Below are 24,759 nucleotides of genomic sequence, written 5' to 3'. Positions count from 1 at the left end.
CCGCTGATAAACCTTCGCTTCACCAGCTGGCGAACCAGAGATCTGCCCGCCTTCTCCATGCGAGTCATGACGCGAGGTCAACGTCCCATGGTCACAAGAGTTCCACCCCGCTCTCCCCGCCCACGCCGCGGCGTGCGTTTCCTCCTGACCTCCGGCGCCGCCGCACTGGCGCTCGCCGCCGGTTCGGTGGTACCCGGGAATCCACTCGCGCCCGCGCCCCAGGAGGCACAGGCCGACGACGGCGACAAGACGACCCTGACGGTCGCGGTCGCCCAGAGTGTCGACTCCCTCAGCCCGTTCCTCGCGCAGCGCCTGATCAGCACGAGCATCCACCGGCTGATGTACGACTACCTGACCAACTACGACGCCAAGGACAACCAGGCGATCCCCGCGCTCGCCACCGAGTGGAAGCCCTCCGCGGACAAGTTGACCTGGACGTACACCATCCGCTCCGACTCGAAGTGGTCGGACGGGCGGAAGGCCACCGCCGAGGACGCCGCGTGGACCTTCAACAAGATGATGACCGACGAGGCCGCCGCCACCTCGAACGGCAGCTTCGTCGGCAACTTCAAGAAAGTCACCGCGCCGACGCCCGAGCGGCTGGTCATCGAGCTGAAGGAGCCTCAGGCCACGATGGCCGCCCTGGACGTGCCGATCGTGCCCAGACACGTCTGGGAGAAGGTCGGTGACTTCTCCAAGTTCAACAACGACCAGAAGTTCCCGGTCGTGGGGAACGGTCCGTTCATCCTGACGGAGTACAAGGTCGACAGCTATGTGAAGCTCAAGGCGAACAAGGACTTCTGGCGCGGCTCGCCCAAGTTCGACGAGATCGTCTTCCGTTACTACAAGGACCAGGACGCCGCCGTAGCCGCCCTGCGCAAGGGCGAGGTCTCCTTCGTCGCGGGCAGCCCGAGCCTGACGCCCGCTCAGTCCGCCTCGCTGAAGACCGCGGAGAACATCAAGGTCAACGACGCGCCCGGGCGGCGCTTCTACGCGCTGGCGACCAACCCGGGCGCGCGCACGAAGGACGGCACCCGGTTCGGCGACGGGCACCCGGCCCTGCTCGACCAGAGGGTCCGCCAGGCGCTCTTCATGGCCGTCGACCGCAGGACCATCATCGACCGGGTCTTCCAGGGCCACGCCGTGGAGGGTGAGGGCTACATCCCGCCGCGCTTCAAGGAGTACTTCTGGACCCCCTCGGCCGGCCAGAAGCTCAGTTACGACCCGGCGAAGGCCGCGGCCCTGCTCGACGAGGCCGGCTACCGGAAGAACGGCGCGGGCAAGCGCGTCGGCAAGGACGGCAAGCCGCTCGACCTCCGCATCCTGTGCCACGCCACGGACCCGAACGACAAGGCGATCGGCAAGTACCTCCAGGAGTGGTGGGGCGACCTCGGCATCGGGCTGAAGGTCAACTGCCTCGACAACGTCTCCGACCCCTGGTACGCCGGGGAGTACGACCTCGCCTTCGACGGCTGGTCCGTCAACCCGGACCCGGACTTCGTGCTCTCGATCCACACCTGCGCCGCTCTGCCGGCCAAACCGAAGGAGTCCGCGGCCACGGACAACTTCATCTGCGACAAGCAGTACGACGAGCTGTACGCGAAGCAGCTGGCGGAGTACGACCCGGCCAAGCGGGCCGATCTGGTGAAGCAGATGGAGTCGCGGCTGTACGACACCGGGTACATGAATGTCATGGCCTATCCGAACGCCGTCGAGGCGTACCGTACCGACCAGATCAAGTCGATCACGACGATGCCGTCCGCCGCGGGCAACATCTACGGTCAGGACGGGTACTGGAGCTGGTGGTCGGCGGTTCCGGCCGCCGGGGCGTCGAGCGGTTCCTCCGACGAGGGTGGCAGTTCCACCGGAGTCCTCATCGGGATCGGTGTCGCCGTCGTCGTCCTCGCCGGTGGCGGGCTGCTGTTCGCCATGCGTCGTCGTTCCACCGCGGAAGACCGTGAGTAGTCCATGAGCACAGACAGCACACCCGCGCTGCTGAAGAGCGCGCCGGGCGTGGACAGTGCGCGGACCGACGGCCCGGCTCCGGCCGGGCCGTCGGCCCGCGGTCCGCGGTCCCGCAGCACCACCGCCTACCTCCGTTACGCGGCGGGCAAACTGGCCGGTGCGGCCATCTCCCTGTTCGCCGTGCTCGTCACCAGCTTCTTCCTCTTCCGGCTGATCCCCGGCGACCCGGTGAAACAGATGACCGGCGGCCGGCAGGTGTCCACCGAGCAGATCGCGGCCATGCGCCGCGAGTTCGGCCTGGACCTGCCGCTCTGGCAGCAGTTCACCGAGTACTGCGGCAAGGCGCTCACCGGGGACTTCGGTACCTCGTACCAGTTCCGCGCGCCGGTCATGGACAAGATCTCCGAGGCGCTGCCCGCGACCCTGCTGCTCACCGGCACCGCCTTCGTGATCTACACGGTGATCGGCATCTGGCTCGGTGCCAGGTCCGCCTGGCGCAACGGCTCCTTCGGGGACCGCTTCAACACCGCCTTCGCGCTGACGCTGTACTCGGTGCCGTCGTTCTGGCTCGGGCTCCTGCTGATCATCACGCTGTCGGTGGGCATCGGCCCGATCCCCGGGATCTTCCCGACCGGTGGCATGGAGTCCGGCGACGCGAGCGGTTTCGGGTACGTCCTGGACGTCGCCCACCACCTCGTGCTGCCGGTCGTCACCCTGGTCGCGGTCGAGTACGCCCGCACCCTCCTGGTGATGCGCTCCTCGCTGCTCGACGAGATGGGCAGCGACTACCTGACGACGGCGCGTGCGAAGGGGCTGCGCGACGATCTCGTACGCCGCCGCCACGCCGTGCCCAACGCGATGCTGCCGACCGTGACCCTGCTGTTCGTCAACCTGGGCAACACGGTGGCGGGCGCCATCCTCGTGGAGACGGTGTTCTCCTGGCCCGGTCTCGGCGGGCTGTTCTACCAGGCGTTGAGCGTGCCCGACCTGCCGTTGGTGCAGGCGTTGTTCTTCGTCTTCGCCGCCGCGGTGATCCTGATGAACACGCTCGCCGATGTGATCTATCCGCTGCTCGATCCCCGGGTGGGCCGATGACCGTCTCGACCGACGCCGTACGCGACAAGGGCCCGCGCTCCCTCGCCCGGGCCCGCCGACGCCGGGCCGTGTCCGGTTTCTGGCACCAGTACCGCACCCACCGGGCGGGCCTCGCCGGGCTCGTCGTCCTCGGACTGATCGCCCTGCTCGCGCTCACCGCCCCCGTCCTGGTGGGCGCGGAGTCGCAGAGTGTCACCGGGGCCACGGGCGGGCCCCTGGAGTCGCCCAGCGCCGAGTTCCCCCTCGGGACGGACCAGTTCGGCCGCAGTCTGCTGGCCCTGCTGCTCTGGGGTACGCGGGTCTCGCTCACCGTCGGCCTGCTCGCCGCTTTCCTCTCGGTGGCGATCGGCACGCTGGTCGGCATCACCGCCGGGCACTTCAAGGGCTGGTACGGGACCGTGATCATGCGGATCACCGACTGGTTCCTCGTCATGCCGACCCTGGTGCTCGCCATCGCGCTGGCCACCGTGCTCTCCCGGTCGGTGTGGACGACGATCCTGGCGATCGGGGTCACGACCTGGCCGACGACCGCGCGCCTGGTCCGCGCCCAGACCTTGTCCGTCGAGTCGCGCCCGTACATCGAGCGGTCCAAGGCGCTCGGCGGCGGTCACGGCCACATCATGTCCCGCCACGTCCTGCCCAACGTGATGCCGCTGGTGCTCTCGCAGACCACGCTGGTGATCTCCACCGCCATCCTCACCGAAGCGACCCTGGCCTTCCTCGGGCTGGGTGATCCCACGATCGTCTCCTGGGGCGGACTGCTCCAGGACGCCCGTGAAGCGGGTGCGGTCAGCTCCGGGAACTGGTGGTACCTCGCTCCGCCCGGACTCGCCATCGCCGTCGTCGCGCTCGCGTTCACGCTGTGCGGCCGCACGATCGAGTCCGTGCTCAACCCCAAGCTGGGGGTGACCCGTTGACCACACCTGAACCGACGACCGGGCAGCCGTTGCTCGACGTCAGAGATCTCCACGTGACCTACGGCTCGGGCGCATCGGCCGTCCCCGCCGTACGCGGCGTCGACCTGCGGGTCGAGGCGGGCCAGAAGCTCGGCATCGCCGGCGAGTCCGGCTGCGGCAAGTCCACGCTCGCGCTCGCCCTGCTGCGGCTGCTGCCCGCTTCCGCGACGCTGACCGGCCAGATCCTGCTCGACGGCGAGGACGTCCTCGCCATGAAGTGGGGCCGGCTGCGGGCGGTCCGCTGGGCGGGGGCGTCGATCGTCTTCCAGGGTGCGATGCACTCGCTGAACGCCGTGCACCGCATCGGCGACCAGATCGCGGAACCGATCCTGCTGCACGGGAGGGCGACACCCGCCGCCGCCCGGCAGCGAGCCGGTGAACTGCTGGAACAGGTCGGTCTGCCGGCCGCGCGCGCCGCCGCGTACCCGCACGAGCTCTCCGGCGGCCAGCGCCAGCGCGTGATGATCGCGATGGCCCTGGCCTGCGATCCGCGTCTCGTCATCGCCGACGAGCCGACCACCGCGCTCGACGTGATGATCCAGGCGCAGATCCTGCGGCTGATCGAACAGCTCGTCGCCGACCAGGACCTCGGCCTCCTCATGATCAGCCACGATCTGGCCGTGCTCTCCGACACCTGCGACCGGCTCGCCGTGATGTACGCGGGCCGGGTCGTCGAGGAGGGCCCCGCCAAGCAGGTGTACGAGAACGCCGCCCACCCCTACGGCAACGCCCTGTCCGCCGCCTTCCCCCGGATCGGCGACCTGTCGTCCCGGCACGCCCCGCGCGGCCTGCCGGGCGACCCGCCGGACCCCTCGGCGCTGCCGTCCGGCTGCACGTTCCATCCGCGCTGCCCGGCCGCCCTGGGCGTCTGCGCCACCGAGGACCAGCCGTTGCGGAGCGCGGGAGCCGGGCGCAGCGCGGCCTGTGTGCTGGTCGGGCCGGGCATCACCCCCGGCGCGGGACCGGTGTCCGGACAGGCCGCCGAGGAAGCAAGGAGCACCCCATGACCGCCACTCCCCTGCTCAGCGCGGAGGCCCTGCGGATCACCTTCCCGGGACGGCGCGGCGCCGGCCCGGCCCGCGCCGTCGACGGGGTCGACCTCGACATCCGGCCGGGCGAGATCGTGGCCCTGGTCGGCGAGTCGGGTTGCGGCAAGACGACCCTGGCCCGCTCGCTGCTGGGCCTGGTGCCGCCGACCGCCGGCCGGGTCACGTTCGGCGGTGAGCCGCTGAACTACTCCGGGCGCGCCCTGAAGGCGTACCGCAAGCGGGTCCAGCTGGTGCTCCAGGACCCCAGCGGCTCACTCAATCCCCGGCACACGGTGTACGACGCGGTGGCCGAGGGCCTGCGCATCCACGGGTATCCGGGCGACGAGCGCGAGGCGGTGGCCGAGGCGCTGTCGCGGGCGGGGCTCAGGCCGCCGGAGCGGTTCTTCCTGCGGTATCCGCACGAGCTGTCCGGCGGTCAGCGCCAGCGGGTCGTGATCGCCGGCGCGCTCGTGCTGAAGCCGGAACTGATCGTGGCGGACGAGCCGGTGGCCTCGCTGGACGCGTCGGTGCGCGGCGAGATCCTGGCGCTGCTGCTGCGGCTCCGCGACGAGCTGGGCCTCTCGGCCCTGGTCGTCACGCACGACCTGGGCCTGGCGTGGAACATCGCGGACCGGGTGGCCGTGATGTACCTGGGCCGGATCGTGGAGACGGGCGAGGTGGAACAGATCCTCACAGCGCCCCGGCACCCCTACACCCAGGCCCTGCTGTCCGTGCTGCCGGAGGCGGACGGGGAGCCGGTGATCCTCAGCGGCGAGCCGCCGGACCCGTCGAGGGTGCCGTCCGGCTGCCGGTTCCACGTGCGCTGCCACGTCCTGGCATCGGGTGAGGCGGAGCGGGCGGGAGTGGCCGACGCGTGTCGCACCAGGGATCTGCCGGTGCTCGCGGGGGGCGGGGCGACCCAGGTCGCCTGCCACTGGGCGGCCGCGGTGTAGTGCCCGCCGGTGCGCGCGGCCCCGGGGCCGGTCGGTCCCGGGGCCGCGCCGTCGTTCAGGACCGGTTGTCGTGGGCGGCGATCAGTTCGCTCGAGCGCTTCACATCGGCGGCCATCGCGACGAGCAGCTCGTCGATCGAGTCGAACTTCATCATGCCGCGTACGTAGGTGAGGAAGTCCACGCCCACGTACAGCCCGTAGAGTTCGAGGTCCACGCGGTCGATGGCGTACGCCTCCACGGTCCGCTCCGTGCCGTTGAACTGCGGGTTCGTGCCCACGGAGATCGCGGCGGGCATCGCCTCGCCGCTCACGTGCAGCCAGCCCGCGTACACGCCGTCCGCGGGGATCGCGGTGTGCGGCAGTGTCTCGACGTTCGCCGTGGGGAAGCCCAGCTCGCGGCCCCGCTGCGCGCCGCGCACGACCACGCCCTCGACGCGGTGCGGCCGTCCGAGGATCTCCGCCGCGCCCGTCACATCGCCCTCGGCGATCAGCCGGCGGGTGAGCGTGGAGGAGAACGGCTCGCCGCCGCCCGCCTCTCCGCTCACATAGAGGTCGATGACCTCGACCGTGTAGTCGTAGGTCCCGCCGAGCTCGGTGAGCAGCTGCACGTTCCCGGCGGCCCGGTGGCCGAACCGGAAGTTCGGGCCTTCGATGACCGCCCGCGCATGCAACTTGTCGACCAGCACCTTCACGATGAAGTCGGTCGGCGACAGCTGCGAGAACGCGGTCGTGAACGGCAGGACCAGCACCGCGTCCACGCCCAGGTCCGCCATCAGCTCGGCGCGCCTGTGGTGCGGGGCGAGCAGCGGCGGGTGGCTGCCGGGGCGTACGACCTCGCTGGGGTGGGGATCGAAGGTGACGACCACGGCGGGAACACCCAGCTCGCGCGCCCGGTCCACGGCCCGGCCGATGATCAGCTGGTGTCCGCGGTGCACACCGTCGTAGGAGCCGATGGTGACGACGCTGCGTCCCCAGTCCTGGGGGATGTCCTCCAAGCCACGCCAGCGCTGCACTGTGACCGCTCCTCGCCCGAACCCGTGTGATGCCTTCGTCCCTTACGCAGGTCTAAGACTGCCATGCTCACGTCCCACGGCCTGCATCGGCACCGTCATCGCAGGCGGTGACGTGACCAGGGCCGCCAGCGTCCGGCGGGCGCCCGGCCCGACGACGGCGGCCCACTCCTGCGGGGCGTCGGCCAGCCAGCCCGTGACGAGGCCCGCGAAACCCGGTACCTCGCGGGCGAGTTCGACGAGCCGGCGGTCGAAGCGCGCGGCGCCTTCCGGGGTACGTACCAGGAGCATGCCGGTGCGGTGCACCAGCGCCCTGGTGCGGACGGGCGAGCGTGCCGCCGAGCCGGTGGCCGCCGCGTGCAGAAGGGCGTCCAGCACCTCGGGGTCCCTGCCGGTCTCCTGCTCGAATCCCAGCAGCACTTCGAGCAGCTCGGCCCGCAGCGGACGTGAGGCGCCGCTCCCGGGTGCGGCCAGCACGCGAGCCAGCGCGCCCCGGACGGGCGGCGGCGCTGCCCCTCCCCGCAGCAGTCCGGTGACCAGGGGCAGCAGCAGGGCACGGGCGGCCGGACCGTGTTCGAGCCGGACGTCGACGTACGCGGCGGGCCGCGCGCCGTCTCGGGGGTGGGCGCGGACGTACGCGCGTACGAGGTCGGCGGCGTGCAGGGCCAGAGCGGGGGTGTCCAGCGCGGCGAGCGCGAGCAGGACGTCTCCCGCGTCGTCGTCCTGGCGGGACAGCCGCGCCCGTAGCGCGGCCAGCACGGGTCCCGGGTGGTCCGGGAACACCTCGGCGAGCAGCGCCACCGGAGGGTGCGGAGCACCGGCCGCGAACAGCCGCAGGGCGTGCGGCAGGTGGCGGTCCCTGGTCACCGGATCGTGCAGGAGGACGGTGAGCGCCGCGCCGTGCGGTGCCGGGTCGGCGGGGCGGGCGAGCAGGTGCAGGGCGGCGTCGCGCAGCAGGCCGCGGTCGGTTTCCGAGGAGGTGTGGCCGAGGAGGACGCAGGCGTACGCCGCGGCGGCGGCCCGCCGTTCGGGGCTCTCCCCGTCGCGCGTCCACCGCTCGACGGCCCGGCAGAGCGCGGTCGGCTCGTCCTGGACGAGGGCGCCCAGCAGTTCCTCCGCACGCGGGTGCGGGGTCGCGACGAGCGCGTCGGCCAGGGCGTCGGCGTCCAGGTCACGGTGGGCGTGGAGGAGGGCCTGCGCGGCGGCGGCCACGGTGGGCCACGTCGGCCGGCCCTCCCGCGGGTGCGGGGCGCGCTCGTCGGTGAACCACTGGCACAGCAGCGGCTGCACCGTGCGCGGGGCGGCGCGGAGCCGCCGGGCCACGGCGTCCAGATAGCCCGCGTCCCCGTCGGTGCGCGGGGCGCCGTCGGCGGGCAGGAGCCGCCGCAGCAGGTCGATCCGCTCCTCGTCGGGCAGCCGCAGCCGCTGCCAGAACCACGGTCCGAACTCCCCGTACGCCCCGAGCCGCGCGGGTCCGTCCTCGGTGCGGGAGCGCCGGGTGATCCGCCCCGCGAGCACCCGGAGCACACCGAGATACGGACCGGCGTCGGGGACCCTGAGCAGGCTCTCCCTGAGCAGATGGGCGGACCACCACAGGGCGTCCGGCGACTCGGTGTCCCCGTTCCCCGCCGGCCGCGCGGAGAGCCGGTCGATCGCCGCGATCAGGTCCGCCATGCGGTGTGCGAGAGCGGACGTCCCCTGGCGCCGCCCCAGCACGAGCATCGCCTGGATCACCGGGCCGGTCCGGTGGCGCGGCACGGGCAGCGTGCGGGGTTCCTCCCGCGGGGCCGGTGCCATGCGTCCGGTCCTCGCGGCCCGGCGCCTCGACGAGCCCGTGCCGCTGTCGCAGGCCGCGGCCTGTGGTTCGTGCCTGCGGTGGACCAGGGAGCGCAGCGCCGCGTCCAGGTCGAGATGGGCGCCCTGGACCCAGTCCCCAGCTCCTCGTGGGCGAAGCGGTAGCCCGCCCCCGCCGGGGACAGCAGACCCTCGGTGAGGACGGCCGACGCCCAGCCCGTGCGCCAGGGGAACAGCTCCTCGAACGCGGTCCGGTCCAGCTCCCCCTGCCCCGGGCCCAGGCAGCGGCGTGCCGCCTCGTGGACCTGGCCCGCCACCCTGGCCGCCAGCCGGCGCACCGCCGTACCCCGGAGCCGCTTCCCGTCCCCGGCCGCGATCCGGACGGCGATGCGCAGGCACATGAGGTCCAGGTGCGCGCCGAAGACGTCCTCCGTGCCGGGCCGGCCCGGAACGTCGGGAGGCAGCGCCCCGCGTACTTCGGCCAGCAGGCGCAGGGTGAGCGGGTGCCGGTCGTGGCCCGGGGCGATCGCCCCGGCCGGAATGCCGTACCGCTCCCTGGCCAGCTCCGCCTGGCCTGCGGTGAGATCACCGAGGCGTACGGCGTACGGCAGCCGGGCGGCGGGCCGCTCGGGGTGGTGCAGGACGCCGGCCGGATAGAGCTTCCCGGCGGTCTCCCAGTGCTCGGGACGGCAGGCGACGACCATCCGTACGCCGTGTGCGCCCAGCCAGCGGGCCGTTGCGGCGGTCCACTCCGCCAGTCGGTGGGCCAGCGGCGGCGGCATCTCCTCGGGCCCGTCGAGCACGACGAGCAGAGGGCGCCCGGACTCGGCGGCGAGCGCGGCCACGCGCAGGGGGCCTGCCGCCGACACGTCCCCCACCGCACCGGCGGCGGAGACGATCCGCCCCGAGCGCCGGAGGGTGCGGGCCACCGCGTCGGCGACCGAGGCGTCCCCGGCCAGCAGGTCCGCGCCCCGCAGCCACAGCGTGAGGGCGGGCACGGAGCCCTGGGCGCGGCGGGCGGCCAGGGCGGCGAGCTCGGTGGTGCGGCCGGTGCCGGGCGCCCCGACGAGCGCGAGCACCTGCCCCGTGCCCCCCTCGAAGGCGGCGAACGCGCCCGCGGCCTCCGGCCGGGCGGCTGGCTCCGTGCGGGTGCCGGAGCCAGCCGCCGACCCCACCGACGTGGCGGTCAGCTGGTGGGCGCCCGCGAGGTTGAGGTCTGGGCCGTAGGCGGGGACGGTCGCCGCGTTGCGTCGCACCAGGGCCGTCAGGAGTGCGGAGGAGGGCCCTGGCGGAAGGCCCGTGAGCGGCACAGCGAGCCCCGCCGACTCGTGTCCCACCCCCCGGGCCGTCGAGAGCACGCCGATGACCGCGCCGGTCTCCGGGTCGAGCACCGGCCCGCCCACGGCCGTCCCGCCCGAGCGCAGGGCGTCCCGCCCGTCGGTCCCGAGGGCCAGGACCGTCGCCGCGCCGATCCGGTGCTCACTCCCCGCAGCGGTGTACGTCGCGGGGGTCCGGCCCAGTACGCGCGCCTCACGCCACCCGTGGGCGGCGATCCGCACGTACGTGCCGGTCGCGATACGGTCGCGTGCGGTCACCGGCAGCGGGCGCGCGCCCAGCGCGTCGGGGCCCGGGGTACGCACGAGGGCCAGACCGAGTCCGGGCAGCGGCGTGACGTCATCCGGCTCGACGGCGAGGCCGCGTCCGTCCGGCCCGTACAGCGTCGGAGACAGGAGGCCGGCGACGGCCTCGTGGCTGGTGACGACCGTGCCGCGGTGATCCGCGACGAATCCCGTGCCCCGCGGCCGGCCGGCCCGATCGCAGATTCTCACCAGCTCCGGCCGGTCCCCGCTGCCCATGGTCCGACCGTAGGCGGGCTGACCCCGGCGTGCGTCACGGAGAGCGGAAAAGCGCCCCCGTACACCCCGGGTTCACTCCGAGCGCCCGTCCGATGGGGTGAATTCACCGGGCTCCGTGGACAGGAATCTCCCCGGGGGAGACGTGGAGCGGGCAACCGGGGGCACTGCCCGCTCCACGCGCCGGCCCGGGTTCAGGCGAAGACGGCGAGGCTCTTGGCCTTGCCGTGCTGCTCCTCGACGAGCACCAGGAACCGCCCGTCGGGGCCGAAAGCCGCGACCGGACCCGGCGGATACGCGGGCATGTCCAGGCGGACCCCGTTGAGCAGCAGCTTCGCGCGCCTCTCGTCGACGTCCCAGCGGGGGAACGCCGAGGAGGCGGCCTCCGCGACGGGCAGCACGGTCAGCTCCCGCTGGTGCTCGTCGAGCGTCTTGGCCATGTCCAGCCCGTACGGACCGACCCGGGTGCGGCGCAGGGCCGTCAGATGTCCGCCGACGCCGAGCCCGGCACCGAGGTCCCGGGCGATGGCGCGGATGTACGTACCCGAGGAGCAGACGACGGAGACGGTCAGGTCGACGACCGGGGTCCCGTCCTCCGCCACGGCCTCGCGCACGTCGTGGACGCGGAAGGACGAGATGGTCACCGGGCGCGCCGGGATCTCGAACTCCTCGCCGCCGCGTACCCGCGCGTACGACCTCTTCCCGTCGATCTTGATGGCGCTGACCTTGGAGGGCACCTGCATGATCGCGCCGGTCATGGCCGCGACACCCGCGTCGATGCCCTCGCGCGTCACGGCCGACGCGTCGGTGGACGAGGTGATCTCGCCCTCCGCGTCGTCCGTCACGGTGTCCTGGCCGAGCCGGATCGTGCCGAGGTACTCCTTCTCGGTCAGCGCGAGGTGGCCGAGCAGCTTGGTGGCCTTCTCCACGCCGAGCACCAGCACGCCCGTGGCCATCGGGTCCAGGGTGCCGGCATGGCCGACGCGGCGGGTACGGGCGATGCCGCGCATCTTGGCGACGACGTCGTGCGAAGTGAAGCCGGACGGCTTGTCGACGACGACCAGGCCGTCCGGCGTCTTGTTCTGCTGCGTCATGCGGGGGCAGGACCCTCGTTCTCGTCGGACGCTTCCGCCTCGTCGTCCTCGTCCTCGGGCTTGCGGTACGGGTCGGCCCCGCCCGCGTACGTCGCGCCGGTCGACACCTCGCGCACCTCCGCGTCCTTGGCACGCGCCTTGTCGAGGAGGTCCTCGATGGTGCGGGCGTTGTCCGGGAGGGCGTCCGGCACGAAGGCCAGGGTGGGCGTGAACCGGACCCCGACCTGCTTGCCGACCTCGGAGCGCAGGACACCCTTGGCGCTCTCCAGCGCGGCGGCGGACGCCGCGCGCTCCTCGTCGTCGCCGTAGACCGTGTAGAAGACCGTGGCCTCCCGCAGGTCGCCGGTGACGCGGGCGTCCGTGATCGTCACGAAGCCGAGCCGCGGATCCTTGATACGCCGGTCCAGGGTCTCCGCGACCACGACCTGGATGCGATCGGCCAGCTTGCGGGCCCGCGCGTTGTCGGTCACCGGTCCGTCACTCTTCCTTCTGGGTTTGCTGTGCTTGTTCAGTCTTCGTCGCTGTGGAGCCGTCGTCGAACGGACAGCAGCTCCACCTCGGGGCGGGCGGCCACCAGCCGCTCGCACCGGTCCAGTACGTCTGTGAGGTGCCCGGTGTCCCCGGAGACCACGGCGAGGCCGATCTCGGCCCTGCGATGGAGGTCCTGCTCACCCGTCTCCGCCACGCTCACCGCGTACTTCCGCTGAAGTTCGGCGACGATCGGCCGGACGACGGAGCGTTTCTCCTTCAACGAACGTACGTCGCCGAGGAGCAGATCGAAGGACAGCGTCCCCACATACATGTGTGTCCGGATGTCCCGCCGGTTCGGGTTCGCGCCCTGCCAGCGCTTGGCAGGGACACAAGAACCGTACACGGAACGGCCGGGGCCGATCGACGGAATAAGACCCGTCGACCGGCCCCGACTGTTGAGGTACGGATCAGCCGCGGGGCTTCTCGCGCATCTCGTACGTCGCGATGACGTCGTCGATCTTGATGTCGTTGAAGTTGCCGAGGTTGATACCGCCCTCGAACCCTTCGCGGATCTCGGTGACGTCGTCCTTGAAGCGGCGCAGACCGGAGATGTTGAGGCTCTCCGCGATGACCTTGCCGTCGCGGAGCAGGCGCGCCTTGGTGTTGCGCTTGACCTCGCCGGACCTGACCAGCACACCGGCGATGTTGCCCAGCTTGGACGAGCGGAAGACCTCGCGGATCTCCGCCGTACCGAGCTCGACCTCTTCGTACTCCGGCTTGAGCATGCCCTTCAGGGCCGCTTCGATCTCTTCGATCGCCTGGTAGATGACCGAGTAGTACCGGACGTCCACGCCTTCGCGCTCGGCCATCTGCGCGGCACGCCCTGCGGCGCGCACGTTGAAGCCGATCACGATGGCGTCGGAGCCGGTCGCCAGGTCGATGTCCGACTCGGTGACCGCACCCACACCGCGGTGCAGGACCCGGATGTCGACCTCTTCACCGACGTCGAGCTGGAGCAGTGAGGACTCGAGAGCCTCCACCGAACCGGACGCGTCGCCCTTGATGATGAGGTTGAGCTCCTGGACCAGACCGGCCTTGAGCGCCTCGTCCAGGTTCTCCAGGGAGAACCGGACACCCTTGCGGGCGAAGTTGGCGTTGCGCTCACGAGCGGCACGCTTCTCGGCGATCTGACGGGCCGTACGGTCCTCGTCGACGACCAGGAAGTTGTCGCCGGCACCGGGGACGTTGGTGAGACCCAGCACCAGGACGGGGGTCGCGGGACCCGCTTCCTGGACGTTGTTGCCGTTGTCGTCGAGCATCGCCCTGACCCGGCCGTACGCGTCGCCGACCACCATCGTGTCACCGATGCGCAGCGTGCCGCGCTGGACGAGGACGGTGGAGACCGCACCGCGGCCGCGGTCGAGGTGGGACTCGATCGCAATACCCTGCGCGTCCTGGTTCGGGTTGGCCCGCAGGTCGAGCGAGGCGTCGGCGGTGAGGACGACGGCCTCCAGAAGAGCCTCGATGTTGAGGCCCTGCTTGGCGGAGATGTCGACGAACATCGTGTCGCCGCCGTACTCCTCGGCCACCAGACCGAACTCGGTGAGCTGACCGCGCACCTTGACCGGGTCGGCACCCTCGACGTCGATCTTGTTGACCGCGACCACGATCGGCACGTCGGCCGCCTTGGCGTGGTTCAGCGCCTCGATCGTCTGGGGCATCACACCGTCGTTCGCCGCCACCACGAGGATCGCGATGTCGGTGGACTTCGCACCACGAGCACGCATGGCGGTGAACGCCTCGTGACCCGGGGTGTCGATGAAGGTGATGCGACGGTCCTCGCCGTTGACCTCGGCGCCGACCTGGTAGGCACCGATGTGCTGCGTGATACCGCCGGCCTCGCCCGCGACGACGTTCGTCTTGCGGATCGCGTCCAGCAGCCGGGTCTTACCGTGGTCGACGTGACCCATGACGGTCACGACCGGCGGACGGGAGACCAGGGCCTCCTCGCCGCCCTCGTCCTCACCGAACTCGATGTCGAAGGACTCCAGCAGCTCGCGGTCCTCCTCCTCGGGGCTGACGATCTCCAGGACGAAGTTCATCTCGTCCGCGAGCATCCTCAGCGTGTCGTCCGGGACGGACTGCGTCGCGGTGACCATCTCGCCGAGGTTCATCATCACGCCGACGAGCGACGCCGGGTTGGCGTTGATCTTCTCGGCGAAGTCCGTGAGGGACGCACCGCGAGACAGCCGGACAGCCTGCCCGTTGCCGCGAGGCAGCATGACGCCGCCCACCGACGGGGCCTGCATCGACTCGTACTCCTGGCGCCTCTGACGCTTGGACTTGCGACCACGACGCGCGGGACCACCGGGACGGCCGAACGCACCCTGTGTGCCACCACGGGCACCCGGGCCGCCGGGACGGCCGCCGAATCCGGGACGGCCGCCGAAGCCGCCGCCACCACCGGGGCGACCGGGGGCGCCACCGCCACCGGGACCACCGGGACGGCCGGCGAAACCGCCGCCACCGCCACCGGGACCAGCCGGACGGCCGGCGAAACCGCCGCCGGCCGGACGGCCGGCGCCGCCACCGCCGCCGGGACGACCGCCGCCACCACCGGGACCGCGGCCACCGCCGCCGCCACCGGGGCCACCGCCGGGACGCGGGCCCGCAGCGGGACGCTGCGGCATCATGCCCGGGTTCGGCCTGTTACCGGCCGGGGCACCGCCCGGACGGGGAGTCTGCGGACGGGGCATGCCACCGGGACTCGGACGGCCGCCACCAGCACTCTGGGGCGCCCCGTGGGCGCGCCGCCGGGGCCGCCCTGCGGACGCGGGGCGCCGGGGCGCTCCGGACGGTCCTGGCCGCCACCGGGACGCGGGGCGCCGCCGGGCCGGGGGGCCTGGGGGCGCGCCATGCCGGTGGAGCCGCCGGAGGTGAAGGGGTTGTTGCCCGGACGGGGACCCGCCGGACGAGCGCCCGCGGGTCGCGGGGCTCCCTGGCCTGCGGGACGCGCGGGGCGGTCGCCGCCACGCTCGCCACCACGGCCGCCGTCACGCTGGCCACCGTCACGCGGGCCGGCGGCCGGAGCCGGACGGGTCGCGGGGCGGGGGCCGGGGGTGGCACCCGCGGGACGCGGGGCCTGCTGCTGCGGCTGGACCGGCTGCTGAGCCGGGGCCGGAGCGGAGAATTCAGCCGCCGGCACCGGGGTGACCGGTGCGGGCTTCGGCGCCGGCTTGGGGCCGGGACGCGGCCCCGCTGACGGCGCGGAAGGTGCGGCGGGGGCGCTGCTCTCCGGTGCCTCGGCTGCGGCCGGCTTGGGAGCCGGGACGCCGGGCTTCGGGGCGCCGGGACGTGCCGCGGCGGCCGGGGAGGGCGCTGCGGGCTTCGAGGGCGCGGCCTTGCGGGGCGCGCCCGGCTTCGCAGCGGACTTGCCGGCGTTGCCGCCGGGCCCCTGCAGTGCGTCAGTCAACTTGCGTACAACCGGCGCCTCGATCGTCGAGGACGCCGAACGTACGAACTCACCGAGTTCTTGGAGCTTGGCCATGACGACCTTGCTCTCCACTCCGAACTCCTTGGCGAGTTCGTATACCCGGACCTTAGCCACTTCGCTCCTTTTAGGTCCGGGTTACCGCCGGACCGTCGCTACTTCATGGGCGTACTCATCGCGTACTCATCGAGTGCTCATCGCAATCTCGACCTACTTCCAACTCGCGAGGTACCTGACCGCACGGGGTCCCGTGCCGTTCACTTTTCCTGCGTTGTCACCCGCTCGACGAACCGCTCTACCGCCGCGGAACCGAACGGCCCCTTGGCCTTGAAGGCCCGGGGGAATGCCCGGCGGCGGACCGCCAGGTCGAGACAGACAGAGGCGGGGTGCAGATACGCACCCCGGCCGGGCAGCGTACCGCGCGGATCGGGCAGGCATTCACCCTCATCCGCCACGATGCGCAGCAACTCGGTCTTGGCCGCCCGCTCCCGGCATCCGATACAGGTTCGTTCGGGGCAAGCGCGGGCTAGCGTCCGGCCAGACACGGCTAAGTCTACCTCCCCGCAACGACCTCACCCCTTTGGGGCAAAAATCGAACGGATGTTGTCGTGATCTCAGCGCCAAAGCGCCCGGATCTATTCCTTCGCACCAGGCCGCCGGCCGGCCGGGCGCGCTCCGCGGGGCTGGTCAGCCCCGCTGCGACCGCTCCCGGGCGCGCTCGGCGCGCTCACGGTCCGCGATGTCCCGCTCCTCGTCCGTCTCCGTGTCCGGGCGGATGTCGATGCGCCAGCCGGTGAGACGGGCGGCCAGACGGGCGTTCTGCCCCTCCTTGCCGATCGCCAGTGACAGCTGGTAGTCGGGGACGGTGACCCGGGCGGACCGGGCACCGAGGTCCACCACCTCGACCTTGCTCACCCGTGCGGGCGAGAGCGCGTTGGCGACCATCTCGGCCGGGTCGTCCGACCAGTCCACGATGTCGATCTTCTCGCCGTGCAGCTCGGCCATGACATTGCGCACACGGCTGCCCATCGGGCCGATGCAGGCGCCCTTGGGGTTGAGGCCGGCGCGGGTGGAGCGCACCGCGATCTTGCTGCGGTGTCCGGCCTCACGGGCGATCGCCTCGATGACCACCGAGCCGTCCGCGATCTCCGGGACCTCCAGCGCGAAGAGCTTCTTCACGAGGTTGGGGTGGGTGCGCGACAGCGTCACGGACGGACCGCGGACACCCTTGGCGACCCGCACGACGTACGAGCGCAGCCGCAGGCCGTGGGTGTACTCCTCGCCCGGCACCTGCTCCTGGACCGGCAGGATGGCCTCCATCTTGCCGATGTCGACCAGGACGTTCTTGGGGTCCTTGCCCTGCTGGACGAGGCCGGTGACGACGTCGCCCTCGTGGCCGGCGTACTCACCGAACGTCCTGTCGTCCTCGGCGTCGCGCAGCCGCTGCAGGATGACCTGCTTGGCGGTGGTCGCCGCGATGCGGCCGAAACCGGACGGCGTGTCGTCGAACTCCTTGGGCTCCTGGCCCTCTTCGAGGTCGGCCGGGTCCTCCTTGGCCCACACCGTCACGTGGCCGCGGTCGGTCAGCTCGACCCGCGCCCGGCGGTGGCTGCCCTCGGTGCGGTGGTACGCGATGAGGAGGGCCGACTCGATCGCCCCGACGAGCACGTCGAAGGGGATCTCCTTGTCCTGCGCCAAGCCCTTCAGCAGCTTCACATCGATGTCCACGGCTACGCCTCCTCTTCCTTCTTGTCCTTGCGGTTGAATTCGATCTCCACGCGCGCCTTGTCGATCTCGTCGAAGGAGACCCGGCGGGACGTGGGCCTGCGGCCCTTGACGCCCGGCACCTCGAGGTCCAGTCCTTCGTCGTCGACCGCGAGGACGCGGGCCACCAGTTCGTCGCCGCCGGTCAGCCGGAAGCGGGCGAGGCGGCCGGTCGCACGTACGTAGTGGCGGTGCTCGGTCAACGGGCGGTCGGCGCCCGGAGAGCTCACTTCGAGGACGTACTCGCCCTCGCCCATCACGTCCGTCTCGTCGAGCCTCTCGGAGATCGCGCGGCTCAGACCGGCGCACGCGTCCAGCTCGACGCCCTCTTCGGAGTCCACGACGACCCGCAGCACCTGACGGCGGCCGGTCCGTGTCACCTCGATCTCCTCGAGATCGAGTTCCTCGGCGCTGACGAGCGGTTCCAGCAGTTCGCGCAGCCTCTCGCTCTGGGTGGTGCTCATCCCGGATGACTCCTCGGCCGCGTGTGCTGTTGTGGGGAACGTCGTGTGTCAGGTCAAAGGGTATCCGGTCCGGAGGGGTGTTGCCGTCCGCCCGCCCCGGGGCGCGAGTACGCTCACCAACGGTGATCACTTCAGGACAGAAGCAGTCAGTACCGAACGGGACCCGGAGGAGACACGTGCGGCGGACGGGGACGACGCGCAGGGCCGCGCTCGCGGCCACTGGAGCGCTTTCGATGGGCGCGGTGCTGGCGGGCTGCGATGACGGGCCGCAGGCCCCGGGCGCACCTCCCGCGCCGGCTCACGGGCCGGCGCGCAGGCCACGGACGCCCGCGCCCAGCGGACGCTGCGCAGGGGCGCCACCCGGGTCAGTGCCACCCTCCTGGCCCAGTACGACCAGGTCGCGGCCGCGCACCCGGCCACGGCCGCCGCGCTGGCCCCGCTGCGTTCGGCCGTACGGATGCACACGACGGCCCTGTCGAAGGGCGCGGGGCGGGCGGCGCCGGTGGCACCCGCGGCGGCTCCGGCGGTCGACGCGAAGGCCGCCCTGAGGGAACTGGCCTCGGCGGCCCGGCGCTCGGCCGACGCCCACACCACGGCCCTGCTGGAGGCGGAACCCGAGTTCGCCCGGCTGCTGGCCTCCGTCGCGGCGGCCGGCGCCGTACACGCCTACCTGCTCACCGAACTCGCCAAGGACACCGCGTCATGAGCGTCATGGACACCCGGGCCGGGGACGGCTCGCCGGAACTCGGGGCCGCCCAGGCCGCCCTGGCGGCCGAACACGCCGCGGTGTACGGATACGCGGTGCTCGGCGGCCGGCTCACCGGAAAGCGCGGCACGGAGGCCACGGCCGCGTACGACGGGCACCGGGCCCGGCGCGACGCCCTGGTGCGTACCGTCCGCGACCTGGGCGGTGCGCCCGTCGCGGCCGACGCCGCGTACGCTCTGCCGTTCGCGGTGCGGGACCCGGCGGCGGCGGAGCGCTTCGCCGCCGTGCTGGAGGACCGGGTCGCGGGCGTCTACTCCGATCTCGTACGGGCCGCCGAGGGGTCCCTGCGGCGTGAGGCCGCGGGCGCTCTGCGGGAGGCCGCCGTACGGGCGGCCCGCTGGCGGGGCACGGGCGTGGCGTTCCCCGGGCTGCCGGAGAAGGCCGCGACCGCGCAGAGCCCTGGTCCCGGAGGGACGAGCGGGACGCACTGAAGCAGCTCTGAAAGGGAACAAGGCACGTATGGGTTTCGAACCGCCGCAGCGTCTGGTGCGAGCGCTCGGCGAGATGTACGGGGACGCCGCCGCGGCCGACTGGCTCGGACAGCTCCCCGCACTGACCGAAGAGGCGCTCTCCAAAGGCCCCCTGGATCTCGCCGTCGAACGGGTCGTCGCCCCCGGCGGACGCAGCAGCCTCGCCCTGCTGGTCCAGAGGTCCGACGGCACGCCCGGCGTGCTGAAGATCGCCCCGCCGGATGCCGCGCCCGCGTGCGAGCGGGCGGCGCTGGCGCACTGGAACGGCTGGGGCGCCGTGCGGCTGCTGGAGCCCGCCGACGCGCTGCCGGGCGACGCGCTGCTCCTGGAGCGGCTGCACCACGAGGTGTCGCTGCGCTCGCTCCCGGAGGCGAAGGCCCTGCTGGAGGCGGCGGGCACGGTCCGCCGGCTGTGGGTCGACCCGCCGGCCGGGCACTCCTTCGAGACGGTGGCCGAGCGGACGGAGCGTCAGGCGGCGCCGATGCGGGCGCTCGCGGAGGCTGATCCCGAGCTGGCTCCACTCGTCTCGGCCGCGCTGGCCGCCCGTGCGGAACTGCTCGCCCACTCCCCCGAACTGCTGCTGCTGCACGGGAACTTCCGCCAGAGCAAGGTGCTGTCGGGTGAGCGTTCTCCCTGGCTCACGGTCGGCCCCGAGCCGCTGGTGGGTGAGCGCGCCTACGACCTGGCGCGGCTGGTGCGGGACCGGGTCGAGGATCTGATCGCCTCTCCAGGCGGGGCCGCGACGGCCCGGCGCCGGGTCAGGAAGCTCGCCGACTCCCTGGACGTGGACCGCGAACGGCTGCACGGCTGGACGCTGTTCCGGGCCGTGGAGTCGGGCACCCGGGCGCTGTCGGCGGGACGCAGGCAGGACGGCGAACTGACGCTGGAGTTCGCGGGCTGGCTGTAGGGCCGGCTGTGGGGCAGCGCCTCAGCACCGGAAGGCCCCCGCGCGGTGCGCGGGGGCCTTCGTGACGTATCGGTCCGGCTCAGCCCTGGGCGGTGAGGCGCGCGACCGCCTCGTCCACCGTGAGCTCCTCGCGCTCGCCCGTGCGGCGGTCCTTGAGCTCGAGGACGCCCTCGGCCGAGCGGCGGCCCGCCACCAGGATCTTGGGCACCCCGATCAGCTCGGCGTCCGTGAACTTCACGCCGGGCGAGACGCCGGCGCGGTCGTCCACCATGACCCGCAGGCCCGCGGCGCTCAGCTTCTCGGAGACGGCGAGGGCCAGCTCCGTCTGGAGCGCCTTGCCCGCGGCGACGACGTGGACGTCGGCCGGGGCGATCTCGCGGGGCCAGCACAGTCCCTGCTCGTCGGCGGTCTGCTCGGCGAGGGCGGCCACCGCGCGCGAGACCCCGATGCCGTACGAGCCCATCGTGACGCGGACGGGCTTGCCCTGCTGGCCGAGGACGTCGAGGGCGAAGATGTCGGCGTACTTGCGGCCGAGCTGGAAGATGTGGCCGATCTCGATGGCGCGGTCCACGCGGAGGCCGGTTCCGCAGTTGGGGCAGGGGTCGTCCGGCTGGACGACGACGACGTCCAGGTACTCACCGACCTCGAAGTCGCGGCCCGCGACGACGTTCCTCGCGTGCTTGCCCTCCTTGTTGGCGCCCGTGATCCAGGAGGTGCCGGGGGCGACGCGCGGGTCGGCGATGTAGCGGACCTTCCCCAGGCCCTGGGGGCCGACGTAACCGCGCACCAGGTCGGGCCGTCCCTCGAAGTCCTCGGCGGTGACGAGCTCGACGACGGCGGGGGCGAGGTGCTCGCCGAGCTTTCCGAGGTCGACCTCGCGGTCCCCGGGCACGCCCACGGCGACGATCTCGCCGTCCACCTTGACCAGGAGGTTCTTCAGGGTGGCGGATGCGGATACGCCGAGATGGGCGGCGAGCGTCTCGATGGTCGGGGTGTCGGGGGTGTCCAGCTCCTCGACGGGGCCGGCCGCGGAACCGTCGACGGGGACCGCCGTGAAGGTCACGGCCTCCGTGTTGGCGGCGTAGTCGCAGTTCGGGCAGTCGACGAAGGTGTCCTCGCCGGCCGGGGCGGGCGCCAGGAACTCCTCGGACGCCGAGCCGCCCATGGCTCCGGAGACGGCCGAGACGATGCGGTGGTCCAGGCCGAGGCGCTCGAAGATCCGGATGTAGGCGGCACGGTGCAGCTGGTACGCCTCGACGAGACCCTCGTCGGTGGTGTCGAAGGAGTACGAGTCCTTCATCTGGAACTCGCGGCCGCGCAGCACCCCGGCACGGGGGCGGGCCTCGTCGCGGTACTTGGTCTGGATCTGGTAGAGGATCACGGGCAGGTCCTTGTAGGACGAGCACATGTCCTTGACGACCTGGGTGAAGATCTCCTCGTGGGTAGGGCCCAGGAGGTATTCGGAGCCCTTGCGGTCCTGGAGCCGGAACAGCAGGTCGCCGTACTCGTCGTACCGGCCGCTCGCCTCGTACGGCTCCTTGGGGAGCAGGGCCGGCAGCAGGACCTCCTGGCCGCCGATGGCGTCCATCTCCTCGCGGACGACGCGGGTCACGTTCTCCAGGACCTTCTTGCCGAGCGGCAGCCAGCTCCAGATGCCGGCGGCCGTGCGACGTACGTATCCGGCCCGGACGAGCAGCTTGTGGTTGAGCGTCTCGGCGTCTGCCGGGTCGTCGCGCAGTGTCTTGATCATCAATCGGGACATGCGCTGGACCTGGGCCATGATGAACTCCTGCTCGGAAGGGTGATGTGGCCGAGGTTAGCCGGGCGGCAGGGGCGGGCGGAAATCGATTGCTCCCGCCCGGCGCAGCGGGAGGGGCGCGCCCATCACCGCGTACGGCTTGGGGGCACTGGGGAAGTGCACCTGCCGGGCCAGGTCCCGGTAGCCGAGGGCGCGGTACAGCCCGCGCGCCGGGCTCTCCGTGTCGATCGCGGAGAGGATGGAGCGGGGCAGGGCGACGGCGTCCGTGACGGTGGTGATCAGGGTCCGTCCGATGCCGTGCTGCTGGTGGTCCGGGTGGACGTGCAGCTCGGTGATCACGAACGAGTCGTCGAGCCAGCCCTCGGTGCCGGTGGCGCGCAGACAGGGCTCGACGACGGTGGACCACCACTGGGCGCGGTCGTTGGGCATGCCGTAGACGAAGCCGACGAGCCGGCCGTCGGCGGTGGTGGCCCCGAGAGCCCGCGCCTGCGGGTGGTCGAGGTGGCGCAGCACGATGTGGCGGCGCACCTCGATCTCCTCCGGGCCCAGGCCGAAGGCGAGGGCCTGCACCGCCAGTGCCTCGTCGACGCGTGCGGCCAGGTCGAGGGGGCCCACCACGATGCCTGGGGCGCCGGGACCGCCACCGCTCAACTCTGCTGCCATGCGGGAACCCTACTGTCCGTGCCGGGGCCGTGGGGTCAGAAGAGGACGCTCATGAAGGCTCCGGTCTCGCGGAAGCCGACTCGGGTGTACGCCTTGCGCGCGGGGGTGTTGTAGTCGTTCACGTACAGGCTGACGATGGGCGCGACGTCGGCCAGCGCGTAGCGCAGGACCGCGGCCATGCCGGTCTCGGAGAGGCCCCGGCCGCGGTGTCCGGGGGCGACCCAGACGCCCTGGATCTGGCAGGCGAGCGTGGTGGCCGCCCCGATCTCCGCCTTGAAGACGACCTTTCCGTCCTCGATGCGGGCGAAGGAGCGGCCCGAGTCGATGAGTTCGGCGACGCGTGCCTGGTAGAGGAGTCCGCCGTCGCCGGCCATCGGCGAGATGCCCACCTCCTCCGTGAACATCGCCACGCAGGCCGGCAGGAGGATCTCCGTCTCCTCCTTGCGGACGCGGCGCACGAGCGGGTCAGGCTCCACGTCGGCGGAGGGGTGTTCGGTGACCATGAGCGGCTGGTTGGCGCGGACCTCGCGGGCGGGGCCCCAGCCCGGTTCGAGCAGGCGCCACAGCTGGGCGGTGGGTTCGGCGGGGCCGACGATGGAGGAGCAGCGGCGGCCGGCCCGGCGGGCCCGGTCGGCGAAGGCCCTGATCGCTTCGGGGGTGGCGCAGATGGGGACGAGGTTGGCCCCGGAGTAGCACAGGGAGCGCAGGCGCCCGCCGGCGTACCAGCCCCACATCTCGCCGCCGAGGCGCCAGGGGTCGAGCCCCGCGACCTGTACACGGGACGTGACGAAGGCGTTGGCCACGGGCTCGCTCTCCAGGATGGCGAGCGCGGCGCCGAGGTCGCTGGGTTCGAGGACCCGGGTGGTGGTCTGCGTCAACACGAGGGGGCCTCACCATGCGGTCTGCTGATCCCCGCACTGTACCGAACGGGGGCGGCGGACGCCCCTCGCGTCGGGGAGTGGAACCGGGGGGATGCGGGCTCCGGGGGCGGGCCGGACGGCCGCGCCCCGCCGGACTCGGAGTCGGGCGGGGCGCGGTCGGGCCGGGTACGGCACAGGTCAGCTGATGGAGACCTGGGGTTCGCCGGAGGCGATGCCGTCCTTCTCCATCTGCTCGGCGAGCTTCAGGGCCTCTTCGATGAGGGTCTCGACGATCTTCGACTCGGGGACGGTCTTGATGACCTCGCCCTTCACGAAGATCTGCCCCTTGCCGTTGCCGGACGCGACACCGAGGTCGGCCTCGCGGGCCTCGCCCGGGCCGTTGACGACACAGCCCATCACCGCGACCCGCAGCGGGACCTCCATGCCCTCAAGACCCGCGCTGACCTGGTCCGCGAGCTTGTACACGTCCACCTGCGCGCGCCCGCACGACGGGCACGAGACGATCTCCAGGCGGCGCTGCTTCAGGTTGAGTGCTTCGAGGATCTGGAGCCCGACCTTGACCTCCTCGACCGGCGGAGCCGACAGCGAGACGCGGATCGTGTCCCCGATGCCCTCCGACAGCAGCGCGCCGAACGCCACCGCGGACTTGATCGTCCCCTGGAACGCCGGACCGGCCTCCGTGACGCCGAGGTGCAGCGGGTAGTCGCACTGCGCCGCGAGCTGGCGGTAGGCGTTCACCATGATCACCGGGTCGTTGTGCTTCACCGAGATCTTGATGTCACCGAAGCCGTGCTCCTCGAAGAGCGACGCCTCCCACAGCGCCGACTCGACCAGGGCCTCCGGTGTGGCCTTGCCGTACTTCCTGAGCAGCCGCGCGTCCAGCGATCCCGCGTTCACACCGATGCGGATCGGCGTCCCGGCGTCCTTCGCCGCGAGCGCGATCTCCTTGACCTTGTCGTCGAACTGCTTGATGTTGCCGGGGTTCACCCGGACCGCCGCACAGCCCGCGTCGATCGCCGCGAACACGTACTTCGGCTGGAAGTGGATGTCCGCGATCACCGGGATCTGCGACTTCCGCGCGATCGTGGCGAGCGCGTCGGCGTCGTCCTGGGTCGGACACGCCACCCGCACGATCTGGCAGCCGGACGCCGTCAGCTCCGCGATCTGCTGAAGCGTCGCCCCGATGTCCGACGTACGCGTCGTCGTCATCGACTGCACCGACACGGGTGCGTCTCCACCGACCGCGACCGACCCGACCTGGATCTGGCGGCTGACCCTTCGGTCGGCGAGCTTGGTCGGAACGGCCGGCATTCCGAGAGAAATCGCAGTCATGCGCTGAGCATCCCCAAGGTGTGGATCAAGGTCCCGAGATCGGCG

The 24,759-nt window shown here is 72.2% G+C and carries 18 protein-coding genes and 3 pseudogenes; 8 read left to right on the top strand and 13 right to left on the bottom strand.

Going from position 1 to position 24,759, the window contains the following annotated elements; genetic code table 11:
* The first annotated feature begins 87 nt into the window (after positions 1 to 87).
* The 5 genes from Sfulv_RS21580 to Sfulv_RS21560 are packed head-to-tail and all read left to right on the top strand — an operon-like array spanning position 88 to position 5,997.
* Complete coding sequence (locus tag Sfulv_RS21580) at positions 88 to 1,965, top strand: ABC transporter substrate-binding protein (protein ID WP_173316206.1); 1,878 nt, start codon at positions 88 to 90, stop codon at positions 1,963 to 1,965.
* A 3-nt stretch (positions 1,966 to 1,968) separates the two neighbouring features.
* A complete protein-coding gene (locus Sfulv_RS21575; RefSeq protein WP_173316205.1) occupies positions 1,969 to 3,060 on the top strand; it encodes an ABC transporter permease in 1,092 nt (363 codons plus the stop codon).
* The gene (locus tag Sfulv_RS21570) at positions 3,057 to 3,977 is read left to right on the top strand and encodes an ABC transporter permease (RefSeq protein WP_173316204.1); all 921 of its coding nucleotides are present in this window, start codon (positions 3,057 to 3,059) and stop codon (positions 3,975 to 3,977) included. The genes Sfulv_RS21575 and Sfulv_RS21570 overlap by 4 nt, the downstream gene beginning before the upstream one ends.
* Entirely contained in the window at positions 3,974 to 5,023 is a 1,050-nt protein-coding gene (locus tag Sfulv_RS21565; RefSeq protein WP_173316203.1) for an ABC transporter ATP-binding protein, read from the top strand. The genes Sfulv_RS21570 and Sfulv_RS21565 overlap by 4 nt, the downstream gene beginning before the upstream one ends.
* Positions 5,020 to 5,997, top strand: coding sequence for an oligopeptide/dipeptide ABC transporter ATP-binding protein (locus tag Sfulv_RS21560; protein WP_173316202.1), 978 nt, complete (start codon positions 5,020 to 5,022; stop codon positions 5,995 to 5,997). The genes Sfulv_RS21565 and Sfulv_RS21560 overlap by 4 nt, the downstream gene beginning before the upstream one ends.
* A gap of 55 nt (positions 5,998 to 6,052) precedes the next feature.
* Here Sfulv_RS21560 and Sfulv_RS21555 read toward each other — a convergent pair whose 3' ends face one another.
* From Sfulv_RS21555 to rimP, 9 genes and pseudogenes are all read right to left on the bottom strand, one after another.
* Positions 6,053 to 7,009 carry a bifunctional riboflavin kinase/FAD synthetase gene (locus tag Sfulv_RS21555; RefSeq protein ID WP_173316201.1) on the bottom strand — a complete coding sequence of 319 codons (957 nt, stop codon included), beginning with the start codon at positions 7,007 to 7,009 and terminating at the stop codon, positions 6,053 to 6,055.
* 42 nt (positions 7,010 to 7,051) lie between these two features.
* A pseudogene (locus Sfulv_RS21550) lies at positions 7,052 to 10,656 on the bottom strand (trypsin-like peptidase domain-containing protein).
* Between the two features lie 191 nt (positions 10,657 to 10,847).
* Entirely contained in the window at positions 10,848 to 11,747 is a 900-nt protein-coding gene (gene truB / locus Sfulv_RS21545; protein ID WP_173316200.1) for a tRNA pseudouridine(55) synthase TruB, read from the bottom strand.
* Entirely contained in the window at positions 11,744 to 12,217 is a 474-nt protein-coding gene (gene rbfA, locus Sfulv_RS21540) for a 30S ribosome-binding factor RbfA (RefSeq protein WP_173316199.1), read from the bottom strand. Before rbfA ends, truB begins: the two co-directional genes overlap by 4 nt.
* A gap of 38 nt (positions 12,218 to 12,255) precedes the next feature.
* Positions 12,256 to 12,549, bottom strand: coding sequence for a DUF503 domain-containing protein (locus tag Sfulv_RS21535; protein WP_173316198.1), 294 nt, complete (start codon positions 12,547 to 12,549; stop codon positions 12,256 to 12,258).
* A 136-nt stretch (positions 12,550 to 12,685) separates the two neighbouring features.
* A pseudogene (gene infB, locus Sfulv_RS31245) lies at positions 12,686 to 15,825 on the bottom strand (translation initiation factor IF-2).
* Positions 15,826 to 15,965: 140 nt separating this feature from the next.
* Positions 15,966 to 16,253 carry a YlxR family protein gene (locus tag Sfulv_RS21525; RefSeq protein ID WP_173316197.1) on the bottom strand — a complete coding sequence of 96 codons (288 nt, stop codon included), beginning with the start codon at positions 16,251 to 16,253 and terminating at the stop codon, positions 15,966 to 15,968.
* A gap of 142 nt (positions 16,254 to 16,395) precedes the next feature.
* Positions 16,396 to 17,436 (bottom strand): transcription termination factor NusA, encoded by a 1,041-nt coding sequence (nusA, locus tag Sfulv_RS21520; protein ID WP_173316196.1) that lies wholly within the window; start codon positions 17,434 to 17,436, stop codon positions 16,396 to 16,398.
* 2 nt (positions 17,437 to 17,438) lie between these two features.
* The gene (gene rimP / locus Sfulv_RS21515) at positions 17,439 to 17,936 is read right to left on the bottom strand and encodes a ribosome maturation factor RimP (protein WP_173316195.1); all 498 of its coding nucleotides are present in this window, start codon (positions 17,934 to 17,936) and stop codon (positions 17,439 to 17,441) included.
* 176 nt (positions 17,937 to 18,112) lie between these two features.
* Here rimP and Sfulv_RS31535 point away from each other — a divergent pair.
* The 3 genes and pseudogenes from Sfulv_RS31535 (at position 18,113) to Sfulv_RS21500 (ending at position 20,079) form a co-directional block, all read left to right on the top strand.
* A pseudogene (locus Sfulv_RS31535) lies at positions 18,113 to 18,642 on the top strand (hypothetical protein).
* Between the two features lie 5 nt (positions 18,643 to 18,647).
* Positions 18,648 to 19,133, top strand: coding sequence for a ferritin-like domain-containing protein (locus tag Sfulv_RS21505; RefSeq protein ID WP_173318090.1), 486 nt, complete (start codon positions 18,648 to 18,650; stop codon positions 19,131 to 19,133).
* A gap of 28 nt (positions 19,134 to 19,161) precedes the next feature.
* A complete protein-coding gene (locus Sfulv_RS21500) occupies positions 19,162 to 20,079 on the top strand; it encodes an aminoglycoside phosphotransferase family protein (RefSeq protein ID WP_173316194.1) in 918 nt (305 codons plus the stop codon).
* A gap of 79 nt (positions 20,080 to 20,158) precedes the next feature.
* Here Sfulv_RS21500 and Sfulv_RS21495 read toward each other — a convergent pair whose 3' ends face one another.
* The 4 genes from Sfulv_RS21495 to ispG form a co-directional block, all read right to left on the bottom strand.
* Complete coding sequence (locus tag Sfulv_RS21495) at positions 20,159 to 21,859, bottom strand: proline--tRNA ligase (RefSeq protein WP_173316193.1); 1,701 nt, start codon at positions 21,857 to 21,859, stop codon at positions 20,159 to 20,161.
* 36 nt (positions 21,860 to 21,895) lie between these two features.
* Positions 21,896 to 22,501 (bottom strand): GNAT family N-acetyltransferase, encoded by a 606-nt coding sequence (locus Sfulv_RS21490; protein WP_173316192.1) that lies wholly within the window; start codon positions 22,499 to 22,501, stop codon positions 21,896 to 21,898.
* A gap of 35 nt (positions 22,502 to 22,536) precedes the next feature.
* On the bottom strand, positions 22,537 to 23,382 hold the full coding sequence (locus Sfulv_RS21485; RefSeq protein ID WP_173316191.1) for a GNAT family N-acetyltransferase: 846 nt from the start codon (positions 23,380 to 23,382) through the stop codon (positions 22,537 to 22,539).
* 177 nt (positions 23,383 to 23,559) lie between these two features.
* On the bottom strand, positions 23,560 to 24,714 hold the full coding sequence (gene ispG, locus Sfulv_RS21480) for a flavodoxin-dependent (E)-4-hydroxy-3-methylbut-2-enyl-diphosphate synthase (protein WP_173316190.1): 1,155 nt from the start codon (positions 24,712 to 24,714) through the stop codon (positions 23,560 to 23,562).
* Between the last annotated feature and the right edge of the window lie 45 nt (positions 24,715 to 24,759).

Source organism: Streptomyces fulvorobeus (assembly GCF_013167895.1).
Taxonomy (GTDB): Bacteria; Actinomycetota; Actinomycetes; order Streptomycetales; family Streptomycetaceae; genus Streptomyces; species Streptomyces fulvorobeus.
The sequence above is the reverse complement of the archived record's forward strand: the minus strand, read 5'-3'. Positions and strand labels throughout refer to the sequence as shown.

Coding starts and splice junctions, on each gene's coding strand:
- ispG (WP_173316190.1), bottom strand. CDS start 24,714: ATGACTGCGATTTCTCTCGGAATGCCGGCCGTTCCGACCAAGCTCGCC.
- truB (WP_173316200.1), bottom strand. CDS start 11,747: ATGACGCAGCAGAACAAGACGCCGGACGGCCTGGTCGTCGTCGACAAG.
- Sfulv_RS21575 (WP_173316205.1), top strand. CDS start 1,969: ATGAGCACAGACAGCACACCCGCGCTGCTGAAGAGCGCGCCGGGCGTG.
- Sfulv_RS21580 (WP_173316206.1), top strand. CDS start 88: ATGGTCACAAGAGTTCCACCCCGCTCTCCCCGCCCACGCCGCGGCGTG.
- Sfulv_RS21570 (WP_173316204.1), top strand. CDS start 3,057: ATGACCGTCTCGACCGACGCCGTACGCGACAAGGGCCCGCGCTCCCTC.
- rimP (WP_173316195.1), bottom strand. CDS start 17,936: ATGAGCACCACCCAGAGCGAGAGGCTGCGCGAACTGCTGGAACCGCTC.
- Sfulv_RS21500 (WP_173316194.1), top strand. CDS start 19,162: ATGGGTTTCGAACCGCCGCAGCGTCTGGTGCGAGCGCTCGGCGAGATG.
- Sfulv_RS21495 (WP_173316193.1), bottom strand. CDS start 21,859: ATGGCCCAGGTCCAGCGCATGTCCCGATTGATGATCAAGACACTGCGC.
- Sfulv_RS21505 (WP_173318090.1), top strand. CDS start 18,648: ATGGACACCCGGGCCGGGGACGGCTCGCCGGAACTCGGGGCCGCCCAG.
- Sfulv_RS21490 (WP_173316192.1), bottom strand. CDS start 22,501: ATGGCAGCAGAGTTGAGCGGTGGCGGTCCCGGCGCCCCAGGCATCGTG.
- Sfulv_RS21560 (WP_173316202.1), top strand. CDS start 5,020: ATGACCGCCACTCCCCTGCTCAGCGCGGAGGCCCTGCGGATCACCTTC.
- Sfulv_RS21535 (WP_173316198.1), bottom strand. CDS start 12,549: ATGTATGTGGGGACGCTGTCCTTCGATCTGCTCCTCGGCGACGTACGT.